The organism is Stutzerimonas stutzeri, from assembly GCF_013522825.1.
Taxonomy (GTDB): domain Bacteria; phylum Pseudomonadota; class Gammaproteobacteria; order Pseudomonadales; family Pseudomonadaceae; genus Stutzerimonas; species Stutzerimonas stutzeri_AK.
This window is the reverse complement of the sequence record NZ_JAAMQZ010000004.1, coordinates 98,214-116,873: the sequence shown is the minus strand read 5'-3', so window position 1 is coordinate 116,873 and position 18,660 is coordinate 98,214. Positions and strand designations below refer to the sequence as shown.

The following is an 18,660-nucleotide window of genomic DNA, read 5'->3' as shown; positions in this document are numbered from 1 at the left end:
TCAACTTCCTTGAGGCTTCTACGGTGGTAACCGCCTGACGCTTCAGGGCTCATCGACCTTGAAATGACAACGTGCGGTAGCGATGGGCTCGGCCTGGTTGGTCTGCCAGGCAGTGACCGCAACGTTGGCGACACGACGGCCCTGGCGCCACACCTGGCAGGCGGCAAAGGTGTCACGATAGAGACCGGCACGCAGATAATCTATCGAGAAGTCGATGATTTTGGGCAAATGTGGGCTGCCCATGAACATCAGCAGATGCAGCATCGCCGCATGTTCCATGAAGCCGGCGATGACCCCGCCATGCAACGCCGGAAGCGTGGGGTTGCCGATATTGTCCTGGCTGCTGGGCAGGCGGAATACCATCTCATCACCCAGGCGCAGGCACTCGATACCGATCAGCCGGGCATAGGGCACCATCTGCAAAAGCGGATCGTAGTCGTTGCTTTCGTGGGCCTGACGCACCCATTCGTTCAGGTTCCTGTCGCTCATGCAGATGTGCCCCGCTCGCTCATCACCGTCCCCTTGCCCATCCGCATGAACGCACCGACCACATGGGCAATGGGTTCGTTGATGTCGCGCTGATAGGCCACGCCACGGGCAAAGATCACGGTCGGGGTAACTCGGTAGCATTCGGCGAAACCGAATACATCGTGCCCCGGCTCGGCGGGGTGCATGTAGTCGATGCGCAGATCCAGGGTCGGGCAGATTTCCAGCTCGGGCAACGCGCAGGCCGTGGAGATGCCGCAGGTGGTATCCATCAACGTGGTGATGGCGCCACCATGAATGATGCCGGTTTCAGGATCGCTGACGATATTTTCGCTGCAAGGCAGGCGCAGTGTCAGGCCGGTTCGGTCGGCCCGCTCGACGCTCATGCCCAGCACCTGGCAATGCCGCAGGAAGGATAAGAAGCGCTGGGTACGCTCCAGAATCACGGGGTCGCTCATGGGGCGATGTCTCGACAATCAAACAAGCCGCACATGGTAACGCCTCACCGCAGGACGACCTATTCCCCGGGCAGTTCGCTCGGCAAGGTTGGCGTGAATACCATCACTTTGAGCACATCGGAATGGAATTCGCGACGGTAGAGAATCAGCACGACACCCGTCGTCACCGCCATGAAGAACCAGGGGTTGATGAACCAGGACAGGGTCGCCATGCCGAAATAATAGGCGCGCAGGCCGAAATTGAACTGATTGGCGGCCATTGACATGACCCTGGCCGCCCGCTCGGCGAACGACTTGCGTTCCTGGTCACTGACGTTGCGCTCTCCCACCATAGGCGCAGACGCCACCAGCACGGCAGCAAAGTTGTACTGACGCATGCACCAGCTGAAAGTGAAGAAGGCATAGACGAAGACTACCGCCAGTGCGAGCAGCTTGACTTCGGAAAGCTCGCGGCTCACCGGCTGGGCGAAAGGCAGATCGGCCAGCAGCGACACGGCACGATCGGAGGCGCCCAATGCCGTGAGAATACCGGCCAGGATAATCAGCGTGCTGGAAGCGAAGAAGGAAGCGTTGCGCTCCAGATTGCCGATCACGTTGGCATCGGCAATACGGTTGTCGCGCAACATCAGGCGGCGCATCCAGTCCTTGCGATACAGATGCAACACACTGGCCAGACAGGCCGTATCCCGTCCGCGCCAGATGGCATAACGGGTATAACCGACCCAGCAGACGACAAACCAGACGACGGCGATCAGATGCGGCAGCAAATGCTCAGGAATGGACATCGGGCCTCCCTCCGACACTGCGCCGCATTATAGCCAGCACGGATACCGGGCTGTCGAGGCCTGCCAGCCGAACCTGAAAGGTCCGGCTGGCGCAGAACTCACTTCGCCGGGCGCACGCCCATTAGCCGATCCACGATGATCGCGGCCAACAAGGTGAGCAGCACCGGCAGCACCCAGCCCATGCTCTGCGCGGCCAGCGGCAGTTGCTTGAACAGTTCTGGAACCAGCTGATCGAAGCCAGCCGCCGCAAAGCCGTCCACCACACCGAAGATCAGCGTAACCGCCATCGTCGGAATGAAGATCCGCTGCTGCGATAACCACAAGCGATCCAGCAGGCTGAGGGCAACCAGCACGATCGCCAACGGATAGAGGCCCACCAGCACGGGCACCGAGACACTGATCAGCTGGGTCAGGCCCTGATTGGAAACCAGCAGACTGAACCCCGTGAACACCACCACCACGGTGCGATAGCTGACGGGCAGTACACCACTGAAAAACTCGCCACAGGCCGCTGTCAGGCCAACGGCAGTCGTCAGGCAGGCCAGCGTAATGACCACAGCCAGGAGCAGGCTGCCGGTGCTGCCAAAGGTGTGCTGCACATAGGTCGTCAGGATCTGCACGCCATTGGATGCATCCCCGGCGATACCCTGGCTGGTGGCGCCGAGGTAGAACAGCGTCAGATACACCAGCGACAGACCGGTTGCGGCAATCACCCCTGCGATCATGGAGTAACGGGTCACCAGTGCCGGCTCCGTTACGCCGCGGTCACGGATGGCGGTGGCAATCACGATGCCGAATACCAGCGCGCCGAGGGTGTCCATGGTCAGATAGCCGTCGAGGAACCCCTTGAGCAACGGGCTGGTGCGATAGCTTTCCGCCGTCTCGCCAATCGGCCCGGCTGGCGCGAAGAGCGCAGCCCCTCCAAGAACCAGCAGGGCCGCCAGCAGAACCGGCGTGATGAATTTGCCGATCCGGTCGATCAGTCGTCCGGGGTTCAGTACCAGCAGCAGGACTGCGACGAAGAACATCGAGGTATAGGCAAACAACGGACCGGCCGAGTTACCCGTAAAGGGCGCGATTCCCATTTCAAACGACACTGTTGCAGTACGCGGTGTTGCGAACAACGGACCGATTGCCAGATAGACTGCAACGGCCAGCCCCAGGCCTGCCCAGCGGCCCAACGGCGCAGTCAGGCGGTCCATGCCACCCCCCACGCGGGCCAGCGCCACCACCGTCAACAATGGCAAGCCGACAGCGGTCAGCAGAAAGCCAATGGCACCCGGCACAATCCGCTCGCCGGCGGCCATGCCGGCACTGGGTGGAAAGATAATGTTGCCCGCCCCCAGGAACAGCGCGAACGTCATGAAGCCAAGTGCCAGAAGATCCTGGCCTTTCAATCGAGTCATCGGAGTTACCACTGCAGGAGACGCGAGCGCGTCCAAGGCTATTCGGTTCAATTGCGGCACGAAACGCACGCAAAAAAGACGTCGCACCTTACTGGAATTGCCGTCTTCAGACGAGTTTATCGCGACAGAATTAGTGACCAGGCGGTCAGGTCCTGACGACTTTCACTCCGAATATGCTGAAAGCTTCGCGGCTGAAGCCGCTTGTATTCCACGGGAATGCTCGTAACGAACTTGTAGGAACGACTTCAACGGCAAATGGCTGGAAATACCAGTCAGTAACCTGACTGGTATTTTCGCGGCAGGACGGTTTCAGGCCTGCTTGCTTTCCCAGCCTGTCACCTCGGCCAGAGCCTTGCCGATATCAGCAAGGGAGCGCACGGTGGTCACGCCGGCATCCTGCAACGCGGCGAATTTCTCATCCGCCGTACCCTTGCCGCCGGAAATGATCGCGCCGGCATGGCCCATGCGCTTGCCGGGCGGAGCGGTCACACCGGCGATGTAGGAAACCACCGGCTTGGTGACGTTGGCCTTGATGTAGGCCGCCGCCTCTTCCTCGGCGGAACCGCCGATTTCGCCGATCATCACGATCGCCTCGGTCTGCGGGTCTTCCTGGAACATAGCCAGGATATCGATGAAGCTGGAACCCGGAATCGGGTCGCCACCGATACCCACGCAGGTCGACTGGCCGAAGCCTGCGTCGGTGGTCTGCTTGACCGCTTCGTAGGTCAGGGTTCCCGAGCGCGAAACGATGCCCACCCTGCCCGGCTGATGGATATGACCCGGCTGAATGCCGATCTTGCACTCGCCAGGTGTGATCACGCCCGGGCAGTTCGGCCCGATCAGGCGTACGCCCAGTTCGTCGCACTTGATCTTCACTTCCAGCATATCCAGCGTCGGGATGCCTTCGGTGATGCAGACGATCAGCTTGATGCCGCTCATCGCCGCTTCGATGATCGAATCCTTGCAGAAGGGAGCCGGCACGTAGATGACCGATGCATCGGCACCGGTGGCTTCCACCGCCTCGCGCACGGTGTTGAAGACCGGCAGACCCAGATGGGTGCTGCCGCCCTTGCCGGGCGTCACGCCGCCGACCATCTGAGTGCCGTATTCGATGGCCTGCTCGGAGTGGAAGGTACCTTGCGAGCCGGTGAAGCCCTGGCAGATAACCTTGGTGTCTTTGTTGATCAGGATGCTCATTATTTGCCCTCCGCAGCTTTGACGACCTGAACGGCTGCATCGGTGAGGCTGTTCGCACCGATGATGTTCAGCCCACTTTCGCTCAACATCCTGGCGCCCAGGTCGGCATTGTTGCCTTCGAGACGTACCACCACCGGCACCTTCACACCCACTTCCTTCACCGCGCCGATGATGCCTTCGGCAATCATGTCGCAGCGCACGATGCCGCCAAAGATATTCACCAGCACCGCCGCCACGTTAGGATCGGAGAGGATGATCTTGAAGGCTTCGGCAACCCGCTCCTCGGTCGCACCACCGCCGACGTCGAGGAAGTTGGCGGGCTTGCCGCCGTGCAGGTTGACGATGTCCATGGTGCCCATGGCCAGGCCGGCACCGTTGACCATGCAGCCGATGTTGCCATCGAGGGCTACATAGTTGAGTTCCCAACGTGCCGCGTGGGCTTCGCGCGGGTCATCCTGGGACGGGTCGGCCATGTCGCGCAGCTTGGGCTGGCGGTAGATGGCGTTGCTGTCGATATTGATCTTGGCGTCGAGGCAATGCAGGTTGCCATCCTTCTTGATCACCAGCGGATTGACTTCCAGCAGCGCCAGGTCGTAATCGACGAACAGCTTGGCCAGTCCGACGAAGATGTGCACGAACTGCTTGACCTGATCACCCTTGAGCCCCAGCTGGAAGGCCAGTTCACGCCCCTGGAACGGCTGCGCGCCAACCAGTGGGTCGACGGTGGCCTTGAGGATCTTTTCAGGGGTGTCGTGGGCGACTTTCTCGATATCCACGCCGCCTTCGGTGGAGGCCATGAATACGATCCGGCGCGAGGCGCGATCGACCACCGCGCCCAGGTAAAGCTCCTTGGCAATATCGGTACAGGCTTCGACCAGAACCTTGCTGACCGGCTGGCCATTGGCATCGGTCTGGTAGGTCACCAGTCGCTCGCCGAGCCATTGCTGGGCGAATGCACGTGCCTCGTCCTTGCTGCGCACCAGCTTGACCCCGCCGGCCTTGCCGCGACCGCCCGCATGCACCTGGGCCTTGACCACCCATTCAGTGCCGCCAATCTTGTCGCAGGCCTCGGCCGCTTCCCGGGGATTGTCTACCGCGTAACCCGCCGAAACCGGCAGACCGTATTCGGCAAAGAGTTGCTTACCCTGATACTCGTGGAGATTCATGCTTGGCTACCATTGGTTGATATGCATCAGACGAGGCACCTCTGCCTCGCCACCCCAAGTCACTGAAAACTATCGTGGATACCTTTCAAAGACCTGATGTTTCAATGCATCTGGTGCCGTAGCCGTATCGGCGCGCCGCGCAGCGAAACGGTACAGACGCCCAGATAGACAAAAGCCCGCAGTGTTCGCGAGAACAAGGCGGGCTTCGTCATTCACATGGCCATTAGCGCTTCTTGCGGTTGGCGATGTGAATTGCATGACCATTTACCGCCAACGCCGCTTCGTGCAGCGCTTCGGACATGGTTGGGTGCGAGAACACCATCATGCCCAGGTCTTCGGCACTGGTGCCGAATTCCATGCCGATGGCGCCCTGCTGAACCAGCTCGGCTGCCGCCGGCCCCATCACGTGGACACCCAGGACACGGTCGGTCTTGGCATCGGCGATGACCTTGACCAGGCCGGCAGTGTCGTTGGCTGCCATGGCGCGACCGCTGGCGGCGAACGGGAAGGTGCCGACGTTGATTTCCACGCCCTCGCCTTTCAGCGCCTGCTCGGTCTTGCCGACCCATGCGATTTCCGGATGGGTGTAGATGACCGACGGAATCAGGTCGTAGTTCATTTGCGACTTGTGCCCGGCGATGCGCTCGGCAACCATCACGCCTTCTTCGGAAGCCTTGTGGGCGAGCATCGCGCCGCGCACCACGTCACCGATGGCATAGACGCCCGGAACGCTGGTCGCACACTGATCATTGACGAAGATGAAGCCGCGCTCATCCATGTCCACGCCGGCATCGGCAGCCAGCAGGTCGGTGGTGACCGGACGACGGCCAACCGCGACGATCAGCTTGTCGAAGGTCTGCTGCTGCTCGCCTTCGGCGGTCGTGAAGCTGACGGTAACTTCGTCGCCCTTGACTTCAGAAGCGGTCAGACGCGCGCCCAGCAGAATCTTCAGGCCCTGCTTGGACAGCACCTTGAAGGCTTCCTTGGAGATTTGCTCATCGGCAGCCGGCAGGAACTTGTCCATCGCTTCGATGACGGTCACTTCGGCGCCCAGACGCGCCCAGACCGAACCCAACTCCAGACCGATGACACCTGCGCCGATCACACCCAGGCGCGCCGGAACGCTCTGGAAGTCCAGTGCGCCAGTGGAATCGACGATGGTGTTCTGATTGACCGGAGCGGGCGGAATATCCACCGGCTTGGAGCCCGACGCCAGAATGACGTTCTCGGCAGCCAGGGTTTCGGTGCTGCCGTCTAGTTTGGTGACTTCGACCTGCTTGCCGGCCAGCAGCTTGCCATGCCCCTCGAACACGGTGACGCCATTGGCCTTCAGCAGCCCGGCAACACCACCGGTGAGGTTTTTGACGATCTGGTCCTTGCGCGCCACCATGGTCGGCACGTCCATCTTGACGTCGCCAGTGCTGATGCCATGCACATTGAAGCTCTCTTGGGCTTCATGGAACTTGTAGGAGCTGTCCAGCAGGGCCTTGGACGGGATGCAACCCACGTTCAGGCAGGTACCGCCCAGTGCTGTCTTGCCGTCCTTGCCTTGGTATTTTTCGATGCAGGCGGTCTTCAGGCCCAGTTGCGCCGCACGGATGGCAGCCACATAGCCGCCGGGACCGGCACCGATGACGACGACGTCGAATTTCTGACTCATTGCAAATCCTCTCTAGCTTCAAGCGAAAAGCGGCAAGCCACAAGCGAGGCTGCCTCGTAGCAGCTCCCGCTTGCAGCTTGCCGCTGCTTTTTTAGATATCCAGCAGCAGGCGAGCCGGATCTTCCAGCAGGTCCTTCATGGTGACCAGGAAGGTCACGGCTTCCTTGCCATCAATCAGACGGTGGTCATAGGACAGCGCCAGGTACATCATCGGCAGAATGACGACCTGACCATTAACGGCCATCGGGCGTTCCTGGATCTTGTGCATGCCGAGAATGGCGGTCTGCGGCGGGTTGACGATCGGAGTCGACAGCAGCGAACCGAACACACCACCGTTGGAGATGGTGAAGGTGCCGCCAGTCATCTCTTCGATGGTCAGCTTGCCGGCCTTGGCCTTCTTGCCATAGTTGTTGATGCCACCTTCGATCTCGGCCAGGCTCATGTGCTCGGCGTTGCGCAACACCGGCACCACCAGACCACGATCGCTGGACACGGCGACACCGATGTCCTGATAACCATGGTAGACGATATCGTTGCCATCGATGGAGGCGTTGACGCCCGGCTGGCGCTTCAGAGCCTCGACCGCAGCCTTGACGAAGAAGGACATGAAGCCCAGGCGCACGCCGTTGTGGGTCTTCTCGAACAGATCCTTGTACTTGGCACGAAGCTCCATGATCGGCTTCATGTTGACTTCGTTGAAGGTGGTCAGCATCGCCATGGACGACTGTGCTTCAACCAGACGCTCTGCAACCTTGGCACGCAGGCGGGTCATGGGCACGCGCTTCTCGACGCGATCACCAACGGCAGCTACAGGTGCGGCGGCAGCGGCGGCAGGCTTGGCAGCCGGCGCGGATTTCTTGGCTTCAATGGCGGCAACCAGGTCTTCCTTGGTGACACGACCATCCTTGCCGGTGCCCTTCACGCTGTTGGGATCGATGCCGTTTTCCTCGGCAAGCTTGCGCGCAGCCGGCGCAAGGATCGCGTCTTCGGCGCTGGCAGCAGGAGCGGCAGCAGCAGCGACGGCTGGTTCAGCAGCAGGTGCAGGCGCGGCTGCAGCGGTGGCACCGGCTTCAAGCTTGCCAAGCAGCTCACCGCTGAGGACAGTGTCGCCTTCGTTCTTGACGATTTCAGTGAGCACGCCATCGGCTTCGGCAAGAACTTCCATCACGACCTTATCGGTCTCGATGTCGACGATCAGCTCATCGCGTTTGACCGCATCGCCTGGCTGCTTGTGCCAGGTGGCAACGGTGCCGTCAGCGACCGATTCGGGAAATTGAGGGGCTTTGATCTCGATAGCCATTAGCTGGGTCCTATTGATTCGGTTTCTACGGCGAGGCCGCGATGTTTCGCGGCCTCTTGCTCGAATGATTAAACGGTGAACGCGTCCTGCAGCAGTTTTTCCTGCTGTTCGGCATGCATGGAGGCATAGCCGACGGCAGGTGCGGCAGAGGCTTCACGGCCCGCGTACTGCAGGAACAACTCTTTCTTGTGCGCGACGGCGACACGACGCATATGGTGCTGACTGCAGTACCACGCGCCCTGGTTCATCGGCTCTTCCTGACACCAGATGATGTTCTTGAGGTTCTGGTAAGGCGCAAGCACCTCGGCCAGATCCTCTTCAGGGAACGGATACAACTGCTCGATACGCACGATGGCGATATCTTCGCGGCCTTCGTTGCGACGCTTGTCCAGCAGATCGTAATAGACCTTGCCGCTGCACATGATGAGCCGTTCGACCTTGGCCGGATCGATTTGATCGATTTCTCCGATCACGGTCTGGAACGAGCCTTCGGTCAGATCTTCCAGCGTGGAGATGGCCAGTTTGTGACGCAGCAGCGACTTCGGCGTAAGCGCTACCAGCGGCTTGCGCAGCGGGCGAATCGCCTGGCGACGCAGCATATGGTAGACCTGTGCCGGGGTGGTCGGCACGCACACCTGAATGTTCTGCTCGGCACAGAGTTGCAGGTAACGCTCCAGACGCGCGGACGAGTGCTCAGGCCCCTGCCCTTCATAGCCATGCGGCAACAGCATGGTCAGGCCGCACAGACGCCCCCACTTGTGCTCGCCACTGGTGATGAACTGGTCGATCACGACCTGGGCACCGTTGGCAAAATCGCCGAACTGCGCTTCCCATACCACCAGTGCGTTAGGCATGGTGGTGGCATAGCCGTATTCGAACGCCAGCACGGCCTCCTCGGAGAGGAAGGAATCGTACAAATCGAAGCGCGGCTGACCTTCGTACAGGTGCTGCAGCGGAATATGGGTGCTGCCATCCTTCTGGTTGTGCAGCGCAGCATGGCGATGCGAGAAGGTACCGCGACCCACGTCCTGGCCACTGATACGGATTGGGTGGCCTTCGAACAGCAAGGTGGCGTACGCCAGTGTCTCGGCATAACCCCAGTTGATGGCCAGGGCGCCGGCACCCATTTTCTGCCGGTCTTCGAGGATCTTCGACACCTGCCGCTGAACCACGAAGCCTTCGGGCACAGCGAGCATCTTGCTCGACAGTTCCTGCAGAGTTTTCAGATCGAAACGGGTGTCATGGCGCGCGGTCCAGGCATGTCCCAGGTAAGGACGCCAGTCAACGAACAGCTCCTTGTTGGGCTCCTTGACCAGGCTCTTGACCACGTGCAGGCCGTTATCCAGTGCGGTGCGATATTCATCGACCTTCGCCTGTACGCCCGTCTCATCGAGCACGCTCGACTGCATCAGCGAATCGGCATACAGCTCGCGCGTGGTGCGCTGCTTGGCGATCTTCTGGTACATCAGCGGCTGGGTACCGCTCGGCTCGTCAGCCTCGTTGTGGCCACGACGACGGTAACAAATCAGGTCAATGACGATATCGCGCTTGAACTGCATGCGGTAATCGACGGCGAGCTGAGTGACGAACAGCACGGCCTCGGGATCGTCCGCGTTCACATGGAAGATCGGCGCCTGGATCATCTTCGCCACGTCGGTGGCGTACTCCGTGGAACGCGCGTCTTCCTGCTTGTTGGTGGTGAAGCCGACCTGGTTGTTGACCACGATACGAATGGTGCCGCCGGTCCGATAGGCACGGGTCTGCGACATCTGGAAGGTTTCCATGACCACACCCTGGCCGGCGACAGCCGCGTCGCCATGGATGGTCACTGGCAACACCTTGTCGCCAATCGGGTCGCAACGACGGTCCTGACGCGCACGCACCGACCCCTCAACCACCGGGGAAACGATTTCCAGGTGGGATGGGTTGAAGGCCATGGCCAGGTGAATCTCGCCACCGGGCGTCATCACGTTGGAGGAGAAGCCCTGGTGATACTTCACGTCACCCGAGCTCAGGCCCTCGACCTTCTTGCCTTCGAACTCGTCGAACAGGTCACGCGGGTTCTTGCCGAAGGTGTTCACCAGCACGTTCAGACGGCCACGGTGGGCCATGCCGATGACGATTTCTTTGGTGCCGTAGGAACCGGAGCGCTGGATGATCTCGTCCAACAGCGGAATCAGGCTCTCGCCGCCCTCCAGACCGAAGCGCTTGGTGCCTGGGTACTTGGTGCCCAGGTACTTTTCCAGCCCCTCGGCAGCCGTCAGACGCTCGAGCAGATGGCTTTTGATTTCCGGCGAGAATTCAGGGCGCCCGCGCACACTTTCCAGGCGCTGGATAAACCAGTTGCGCTGCTCGGAATCAACGATATGGGTGAACTCGGCGCCGATGGTGCGGCAGTAGGTCTCTTGCAACGCCTGGTGAATTTCACGCAAGGTTGCCTCGTCCCGGCCCAGGGCGAGATCGCCGGTACGGAAAACCGTATCCAGATCGGCATCAGTCAGATTGTAGTGATTGATCGACAGGTCGGCTGGAGCCTTGCGCGACTGCAGCCCAAGCGGATCGAGCTGTGCAGCCTGATGACCACGCATCCGGAAGGCCTGGATCAGACGCAGGACTTCAACCTGCTTTTTCTCGTGCTCGCTGCTGACACTGCCTGCGGACACAGGCTGTGTACGACGCTGATTCCTGGCCAGCAGCACGAAATGATCGCGAATCGTAGCGTGCGAAACATCAGCCGTATTGCCGCCGCTGACGGGCAGCTTCTGGAAGTAGGTGCGCCACTCTTCGGGCACAGCGTTGGGATCGTGCAGGTAGAGCTCGTAGAGTTCTTCCACATAGGCAGCGTTACCACCGGATAGGTGGGCACTGTCCCACATGCGCTGCATTACGCTTTCTTGCATGTCTGGTCACCTTCGATAAGGAGACACCACCAGCGTGGAGACCGCAGCATGACTTTCCCAGTTCTGAAGCAGCGACCCAGGTAAAGCCACTACGGACCGCGCAGATAGTTTCCGAGAACCACCCCGGATGCTCCTGCTGGTCATCAAATTTTCAGAGCGGAACCCTGGCTTTGTAAGCTGGGATTCCTACTAAAACTACGGCGCCGAGGTTGAACTCAGCGCCGTAGGTATCGCGGTAAAACATTACGGCCCCATAGCTACACGAATAGCCACAGGCCCTTGCTCATCAAGTCGCGCTCTGCAGCAACATGTTGCGCACATGCCCGATTGCCTTGGTAGGGTTCAGACCCTTCGGACAAACGCTTACGCAGTTCATGATGCCACGGCAGCGGAACACACTGAACGGGTCATCCAGAGCAGCCAGACGCTCTTCGGTTTCGGTGTCACGGCTATCGGCCAGGAAACGATAGGCCTGCAGCAACGCCGCCGGACCGAGAAACTTGTCCGGATTCCACCAGAAGGACGGGCAGCTGGTCGAGCAGCAAGCGCACAGGATGCACTCGTACAGGCCATCCAGCTTCTCGCGATCTTCCGGGCTCTGCAAACGTTCGATAGCCGGTGCCGGTGTATCGTTCATCAGATAAGGGCGAACCTTCTCGTACTGCTTGTAGAAGATGCTCATATCGACGGCCAGGTCACGGATCACCGGCAGACCCGGCAGCGGGCGAACCACCAGCTTGCCGCCTGCGACAACAGCCGACAGCGGCGTGATGCAGGCCAGGCCATTCTTGCCGTTCATGTTCATGCCATCGGAACCGCAGACGCCTTCACGGCAGGAGCGACGATAGGAGAAACCTTCGTCCTGCTCCTTGATGAGCGCCAGCACGTCCAGAACCATCAGATCCTTACCGTCGGTATTGACCTGGAAGTCCTGCATGTAGGGCTTTTCGTCTTTTTCCGGGTTGTAGCGATAAACGCTCACTTGCAACATAACGACGACCTCAGTAAGTCCGAACCTTAGGTTCGAAAGTCGGAACTGTCTTCGGAGAGAAATTGACGCCACGCTTGGCTACGCGCTTCTCACCTGGGAAATACAGGGTGTGGCACAGCCAGTTCTCATCGTCACGCTCTTCGAAATCTTCACGCGCATGCGCGCCGCGCGACTCCTTGCGGGTCTCGGCGGCAATGGCGGTAGCTTCGGCGACTTCCAGCAGATTCTGCAGTTCCAGCGCTTCGATACGTGCGGTATTGAAAGCCTGGCTCTTGTCGGAAATCTTCACGTTGGCGATACGCTCGCGCAGATCGGACAGCTGAGCGATACCCTTCTGCATGTACTCGCCGGTACGGAACACGCCGAAGTAGTTCTGCATGCAGTTCTGCAGTTCCTTGCGCAGCGGTGCAACGTCTTCGCCGCTGGTGCGCTCGTTCAGGCTGGCCAGACGGTTGAGTGCCACGTCCAGATCGGTTTCGGTCGCACCGCGATGCTCGACGCCGTCCTTGAGGGCCTTTTCCAGATGCAGGCCGGCAGCACGACCGAAGACCACCAGGTCAAGCAGCGAGTTGCCGCCCAGGCGGTTGGCGCCATGCACCGATACGCAGGCCACTTCGCCCACGGCGAACAGACCCTCGATGATCTTGTCGTTGCCGTTGGCATCCTGGCTGATCGCCTGACCATGAATGTTGGTGGCGACACCACCCATCATGTAGTGGCAGGTCGGAACAACCGGAACCGGAGCGGTGACCGGATCGACGTGCGCAAAGGTCTTGGACAGCTCACAGATACCGGGCAGGCGGCTGTGCAGCACTTCCTCGCCCAGGTGATCGAGCTTGAGCATGACGTGGTCGCCATTCGGACCACAGCCATTGCCCGCCAGGATTTCCTTGACCATGGAACGTGCAACCACGTCACGGCCAGCAAGATCCTTGGCGTTCGGCGCATAACGCTCCATGAAGCGCTCGCCATGCTTGTTGATCAGGTAGCCACCCTCGCCACGGCAACCTTCGGTCACCAGCACGCCCGCGCCGGCGATACCGGTCGGGTGGAACTGCCACATTTCGATGTCCTGCACCGGCACGCCGGCGCGCAGCGCCATACCAATGCCGTCACCGGTGTTGATCAGAGCGTTGGTGGTCGAGGCGTAGATGCGACCCGCGCCGCCAGTGGCCAGAACCACGGCCTTGGAGCGGATATAGACGGTTTCGCCGTTCTCGATGCAGATCGCGATCACACCGACGATGGCGCCATCCTGGTTCTTTACCAGATCGACGGCGTACCACTCGTTGAGGAACGAGGTACCGGCCTTCAGGTTGGCCTGGTAAAGCGTATGCAGCAGCGCGTGACCGGTACGGTCGGCAGCGGCGCAGGTACGAGCGGCCTGCCCGCCCTTGCCGTAGTCCTTGGACTGGCCGCCAAACGGACGCTGATAGATGCGGCCCTGCTCGGTACGGGAGAACGGCAGCCCCATGTGCTCGAGTTCGAATACAGCTTCGGGGCCAACGGAACACATGTATTCGATAGCGTCCTGGTCACCGATATAGTCGGAACCCTTGACGGTATCGTACATATGCCAGCGCCAGTCATCGTTCGGGTCGGCCGAAGCGATGGCACAGGTGATGCCACCCTGAGCGGAAACGGTATGCGAACGAGTCGGGAATACCTTGGTGACTACAGCGGTCTTGTGGCCACCTTGGGCCAGCTGTAGTGCTGCGCGCATGCCTGCGCCACCGCCACCGATGATGATGGCGTCATAAGAAAGAGTACGAATGCTAGCCATGAATCAGATACCCCAAAGAATCTGCACGCCCCAGACGAAGAAAGTGAACATGGCGATGCCACACACTGCCTGGAACAGGAAACGTACGCTGGTAGCCCACTTGCCGATGGCCATGTTGGTCAGGTAGTCAGTGGAAATGGTCCACATGCCGACCCATGCATGGACACTCAGGGAAACCAGTGCCAGCAGACTGAAGATGCGCATCCAGTTGGCCGAGAACAGGGCATGCCACTGCTCATATTCCAGCCCCGGATTGACAACCAGGTATCCGATCAGAAAGAGGAAATAAACCGCCAGAACAACCGCGGAAACGCGCTGAGCCATCCAGTCATAGAGGCCCGAACGCGAAAAGTTCGTGACGTTGGTTACCATATCCACACTCCCGCCAGAACGATCAGCACCGCCGAAACGGCCAGAACGATTTTCGAGCCCAGCTTGCCGCCTTCCAGCGTCTCGCCATGCCCCGCATCCATAATCAGGTGACGCGTACCGGCCACCAGGTGATACAGCAGCGCAGACAGCAACGCCCAAACCACCAGCTTGGCCAACGGACTGCCGAAGCACGCCTTCACCTCTTCAAAGCCTTCGGCAGAAGAAAGCGAGGAGTCCAGCGCAAACAGCAGAACGGCCACACCGACGAACAGAATGACGCCGGAGATACGGTGAAGGATCGACGTGTAGGCAGTGATTGGGAGTTTTATTGTCCTAAGATCTAGGTTTACAGGTCGTTGGCTTTTCACGGCTTTTTTCACACTTGAGGCCCCAAGGCGCAGGGCAAAGTTGTTGGGAAGAGTACTCAGCGGCACCCGCCACCCACGAGTGACAACCCACAGGAAACTGCCTGTTAGGCCCCTGCCGGTCGGTTTCCGAGTATAAACAGTTAGGTCGCTAATGACAATGTGGTGAAGTGCCACTAAAGGTGGATAGCGACCCTTATATAAATGCCGTAAACAGGCTTCCTGTATTGTGAATTCACCCCGCAACCCCCTCTGCGATGGGGTTCCGCGCAAATTGACTTTGTGATTTATCTCACTATAGTGATGCGGGCCCTGCGTGGGGGGCCATGATGATTCCAAGCATAAAACAGGAGGCCATACATGGCTGACAACAAAGCGCAGTTGATCATCGAGGGCTCAGATGCCGTCGAACTGCCCGTTCTAACCGGTACCATGGGACCTGACGTAATCGACGTACGAGGCCTGACCTCCACGGGTCGCTTTACCTTCGATCCTGGCTTCATGTCTACAGCCTCTTGTGAGTCCCAGATCACCTTCATTGATGGCGACAAAGGCATCCTGCTGCATCGCGGCTACCCTATCGAGCAACTGGCCGCCAAAAGCGATTATCTAGAGACCTGCTATCTGTTGCTGCACGGTGAGCTCCCTACTCCCGAGGAAAAAGCCAAGTTCCTCAGCACCGTCCAGAACCACACCATGGTCCATGAACAGCTGAAGTCCTTCCTCAATGGCTTCCGCCGCGATGCTCACCCGATGGCCATCATGTGCGGCGTTGTCGGCGCGCTGTCAGCCTTCTATCACGACTCGCTGGACATCAACGATCCGAAGCATCGTGAAATCTCGGCAGTGCGACTGGTCGCGAAAATGCCGACCATCGCCGCCATGGTTTACAAGTACTCCATGGGTCAGCCGCTGATGTATCCGCGCAACGACCTGAGCTACTCGGAAAACTTCCTGCACATGATGTTCAACACCCCCTGCGAGATCAAACCGATCAGCCCGGTGTTGGCCAAGGCCATGGATCGCATCTTCATCCTCCATGCCGATCACGAGCAGAACGCTTCCACTTCCACCGTTCGCCTGGCTGGTTCCACCGGCGCCAACCCTTTCGCCTGTATTGCCGCCGGCATCGCAGCACTATGGGGTCCGGCTCATGGCGGCGCCAACGAAGCCGTGCTCACCATGCTGGACGAGATCGGTGACGTTTCGAACGTCGAGAAATTTCTGGCCAAAGCCAAGGACAAGAACGACCCGTTCAAACTGATGGGCTTCGGCCATCGCGTCTACAAGAACTTCGATCCGCGTGCCAAGGTCATGAAGCAGACCTGCGACGAAGTCCTGGGCGAACTGGGCATCAACGATCCGCAACTGGATCTGGCGATGAAGCTGGAAGAGATCGCTCTCAACGATCCGTACTTCGCCGAGCGCAACCTGTACCCGAACGTAGACTTCTATTCGGGCATCATTCTCAAGGCCATCGGCATTCCGACCAGCATGTTCACCGTCATCTTCGCCCTGGCGCGGACTGTCGGCTGGATTTCCCACTGGAAGGAAATGATCGCCAGCGGCCAGAAGATCGGTCGCCCACGCCAGCTCTACACCGGCCACACCAAGCGCGATCTGCCATTCTGATCCGTCCACCGATATGAAGGGCTTCTCCAAAAGCCTTTCAGATCACCCCCAAAACCCCGACTTTCGTCGGGGTTTTTGATTTTAGAGCTACCGGGTTTGAAGCGTCGCGATATTGTGGTCGCCCCAAAGGCCGGTAAGGTGTGCAGCGGCGATGAGAATGCTTCAGGGCTGTATTGAGTGAGCATGCGTGAACGCATCGAGGGCGCTTCCTGGCCAGCTTGCCGGGGGAACGCTCGATGATCACTTCCACACCAGCGCCCAGGCCCATATCCACGGCGTAGCTGCCCGTACTGGCAGCACAGGCAAACGTCACTAGCCAAGCCAATCCAAGGTCAAGACCAGCCGTTTCTCGCTCATTTCCATTTGCGGAGAGCGATGAATAAGCCCCTTCCCTTCGTTACCCAGCCACTTTTCCCCTTTGAACAAGGCCACATGGCCACATCCGAGCTGATGGATGGAGTGTCGTGGCTCTTCTGCGGGATTGCCCAGTTGGGAGCGACACATCGCCCCCTCTTCCAGCCACTGGCTGCCGGCGCCCACATAGGTGGTAATCAAGCGCAAGGGCACATAGTCGACGTGAAAGCGAGGACACATGGTGCGCTCCAGGACTCGCAGCCGTAGTCCAACTCTCCTCGCCCCCAGCAGACAACTGTAGGCTTGCACCAGCCAACCGACATCCGCCATGAAATCCGCGCACCCATCGATATGCCGGTAGCCTGCAACCAGGCCTTGCAGGCCGGGTTGCGCATCCTCGGTAGGCAGCTCCACGGCAAGGCTTTCAGTCAGATGAGTGACTGTATTGATCAAGGTCGAGGTAAATGCCTTCACTGAAGCAGGCAAACGCCGCTCCCAGACAGAGAGGTTGACTCCCTCCTCCAGCGCTGTGGCCAGCACTTCGGGTGTAGGCCCGGAAACCTGTCTCGCAAGCAGCCCAGGCTTGATCGCCAGCATCAGGCAACGACCTCTTGCCATTCGTCGAACGGATCGGGAAGCCACTCCCAGGCTTCCACCCCCGCAGCCAGCTCCTGGTCGTCGAGCAGGCAGGCATCCAGTTCGGTGCTCAGCCGTTCGAAATCGATGTTCTGCCCGATAAACACCAGCTCCTGCCGGCAATCGCCAATCTGGCCGTCCCAGTGCCTGAGAATTTCCTGCAGACCCTCGTCATCCGTCGGCCATTGAGTCTTGGGTACGAAACGCCACCAGCGCCCCGCCAGGCCATGACGCATCAGGCCGCCGGCCTGAGACCAGCTTCCAGCGTCCCGGTGCCTGCTTGCCAGCCAGAAAAAGCCTTTTGAGCGCAGCAGTTTGCCGTTATTCCAGGGGCGATTGAGGAACTCGTGAAAGCGCTGCGGGTGGAATGGCCGGCGAGCACGGTAGGCGGTCGAGGCGATGCCGTATTCTTCGGTCTCCGGCACATGCTCGCCACGCAACTCCTTCAACCATCCCGGCGCCATGGCTGCACGCTCGAAGTCGAAACGGCCAGTGCTGAGGATCTTGTCGAGCGTTACCTGCCCCATGCTCATCGGCAGGATCTCGGCATGGGTGTTGAGGCTGCGCAGGATTGCCGACAGTTCCTCGCGGTCGGCACTGCTGATCAGATCGATCTTGCTGATCAGAATGACGTCGGCGAATTCCACCTGCTCGATCAGCAGGTCGGTAATCGAGCGCTCATCCTCCTCACCCAAGGTCTCGCCGCGGCTGGCCAGACTTTCCGATTCGTGGAAATCGCGGAGAAAGTTGACCCCGTCGACCACCGTGACCATGGTGTCCAGGCGCGCCAGGTCGGACAGGCTGCGCCCCTGCTCGTCGCGAAAAGTGAAAGTCTCGGCCACCGGCAAGGGTTCGGCGATGCCGGTGGACTCGATCAGCAGGTAGTCGAAACGGCCTTCGCGGGCCAGCCGGCTGACTTCCTCCAGCAGGTCCTCGCGCAGGGTGCAGCATATGCAACCGTTGCTCATCTCCACCAGCTTCTCTTCGGCCCGGTTGAGACTGACATCGCGCTGTACCTCGCTGCCGTCGATGTTGATTTCGCTCATGTCGTTGACGATCACCGCGACACGACGGTTCTCGCGGTTCTTCAATACATGGTTGAGCAGCGTGCTCTTGCCGGCGCCAAGAAAGCCGGACAGTACGGTGACGGGAAGTTGAACACTCATAAG

The 18,660-nt window shown here is 59.8% G+C and carries 16 protein-coding genes; 1 reads left to right on the top strand and 15 read right to left on the bottom strand.

Annotated features, from left to right (window positions below; translation table 11 throughout):
- Nucleotides 1-42: 42 nt before the first annotated feature.
- The 13 genes from G7020_RS04305 to sdhC form a co-directional block, all read right to left on the bottom strand.
- Complete coding sequence (locus G7020_RS04305; RefSeq protein WP_181082704.1) at nucleotides 43-489, bottom strand: PaaI family thioesterase; 447 nt, start codon at nucleotides 487-489, stop codon at nucleotides 43-45.
- Nucleotides 486-944, bottom strand: coding sequence for a PaaI family thioesterase (locus tag G7020_RS04300; RefSeq protein ID WP_181082703.1), 459 nt, complete (start codon nucleotides 942-944; stop codon nucleotides 486-488). Before G7020_RS04300 ends, G7020_RS04305 begins: the two co-directional genes overlap by 4 nt.
- A gap of 59 nt (nucleotides 945-1,003) precedes the next feature.
- Nucleotides 1,004-1,729: a DUF599 domain-containing protein gene (locus G7020_RS04295; protein ID WP_181082702.1), complete on the bottom strand. Its 726-nt coding sequence runs from the start codon at nucleotides 1,727-1,729 to the stop codon at nucleotides 1,004-1,006.
- Between the two features lie 98 nt (nucleotides 1,730-1,827).
- The gene (gene brnQ / locus G7020_RS04290; RefSeq protein ID WP_181082701.1) at nucleotides 1,828-3,135 is read right to left on the bottom strand and encodes a branched-chain amino acid transport system II carrier protein; all 1,308 of its coding nucleotides are present in this window, start codon (nucleotides 3,133-3,135) and stop codon (nucleotides 1,828-1,830) included.
- Between the two features lie 309 nt (nucleotides 3,136-3,444).
- Nucleotides 3,445-4,332 (bottom strand): succinate--CoA ligase subunit alpha, encoded by an 888-nt coding sequence (sucD, locus tag G7020_RS04285; protein WP_181082700.1) that lies wholly within the window; start codon nucleotides 4,330-4,332, stop codon nucleotides 3,445-3,447.
- Nucleotides 4,332-5,498 carry an ADP-forming succinate--CoA ligase subunit beta gene (gene sucC / locus G7020_RS04280; protein WP_181082699.1) on the bottom strand — a complete coding sequence of 389 codons (1,167 nt, stop codon included), beginning with the start codon at nucleotides 5,496-5,498 and terminating at the stop codon, nucleotides 4,332-4,334. The genes sucD and sucC overlap by 1 nt, the downstream gene beginning before the upstream one ends.
- 223 nt (nucleotides 5,499-5,721) lie before the next feature.
- Nucleotides 5,722-7,158 carry a dihydrolipoyl dehydrogenase gene (lpdA, locus tag G7020_RS04275; protein ID WP_181082698.1) on the bottom strand — a complete coding sequence of 479 codons (1,437 nt, stop codon included), beginning with the start codon at nucleotides 7,156-7,158 and terminating at the stop codon, nucleotides 5,722-5,724.
- Nucleotides 7,159-7,249: 91 nt separating this feature from the next.
- Nucleotides 7,250-8,458 (bottom strand): dihydrolipoyllysine-residue succinyltransferase, encoded by a 1,209-nt coding sequence (sucB, locus tag G7020_RS04270; RefSeq protein ID WP_181082697.1) that lies wholly within the window; start codon nucleotides 8,456-8,458, stop codon nucleotides 7,250-7,252.
- 68 nt (nucleotides 8,459-8,526) lie between these two features.
- Nucleotides 8,527-11,358 (bottom strand): 2-oxoglutarate dehydrogenase E1 component, encoded by a 2,832-nt coding sequence (locus tag G7020_RS04265; RefSeq protein ID WP_181082696.1) that lies wholly within the window; start codon nucleotides 11,356-11,358, stop codon nucleotides 8,527-8,529.
- A 286-nt stretch (nucleotides 11,359-11,644) separates the two neighbouring features.
- The gene (locus tag G7020_RS04260; protein ID WP_181082695.1) at nucleotides 11,645-12,349 is read right to left on the bottom strand and encodes a succinate dehydrogenase iron-sulfur subunit; all 705 of its coding nucleotides are present in this window, start codon (nucleotides 12,347-12,349) and stop codon (nucleotides 11,645-11,647) included.
- A 10-nt stretch (nucleotides 12,350-12,359) separates the two neighbouring features.
- Nucleotides 12,360-14,132: a succinate dehydrogenase flavoprotein subunit gene (sdhA, locus tag G7020_RS04255; protein WP_181082694.1), complete on the bottom strand. Its 1,773-nt coding sequence runs from the start codon at nucleotides 14,130-14,132 to the stop codon at nucleotides 12,360-12,362.
- A 3-nt stretch (nucleotides 14,133-14,135) separates the two neighbouring features.
- Nucleotides 14,136-14,504: a succinate dehydrogenase, hydrophobic membrane anchor protein gene (gene sdhD, locus G7020_RS04250; RefSeq protein ID WP_181082693.1), complete on the bottom strand. Its 369-nt coding sequence runs from the start codon at nucleotides 14,502-14,504 to the stop codon at nucleotides 14,136-14,138.
- The gene (gene sdhC / locus G7020_RS04245) at nucleotides 14,498-14,884 is read right to left on the bottom strand and encodes a succinate dehydrogenase, cytochrome b556 subunit (protein ID WP_181082692.1); all 387 of its coding nucleotides are present in this window, start codon (nucleotides 14,882-14,884) and stop codon (nucleotides 14,498-14,500) included. The genes sdhD and sdhC overlap by 7 nt, the downstream gene beginning before the upstream one ends.
- A 345-nt stretch (nucleotides 14,885-15,229) precedes the next feature.
- Between sdhC and gltA the strand changes: the two genes are divergently transcribed.
- On the top strand, nucleotides 15,230-16,501 hold the full coding sequence (gene gltA, locus G7020_RS04240) for a citrate synthase (RefSeq protein WP_181082691.1): 1,272 nt from the start codon (nucleotides 15,230-15,232) through the stop codon (nucleotides 16,499-16,501).
- Between the two features lie 312 nt (nucleotides 16,502-16,813).
- Here gltA and G7020_RS04235 read toward each other — a convergent pair whose 3' ends face one another.
- Together G7020_RS04235 and zigA are read right to left on the bottom strand one after the other, a co-directional pair.
- Entirely contained in the window at nucleotides 16,814-17,452 is a 639-nt protein-coding gene (locus tag G7020_RS04235) for a DUF1826 domain-containing protein (RefSeq protein ID WP_181082690.1), read from the bottom strand.
- A complete protein-coding gene (gene zigA / locus G7020_RS04230; RefSeq protein ID WP_181082689.1) occupies nucleotides 17,452-18,657 on the bottom strand; it encodes a zinc metallochaperone GTPase ZigA in 1,206 nt (401 codons plus the stop codon). Before zigA ends, G7020_RS04235 begins: the two co-directional genes overlap by 1 nt.
- Nucleotides 18,658-18,660 lie beyond the last annotated feature (3 nt).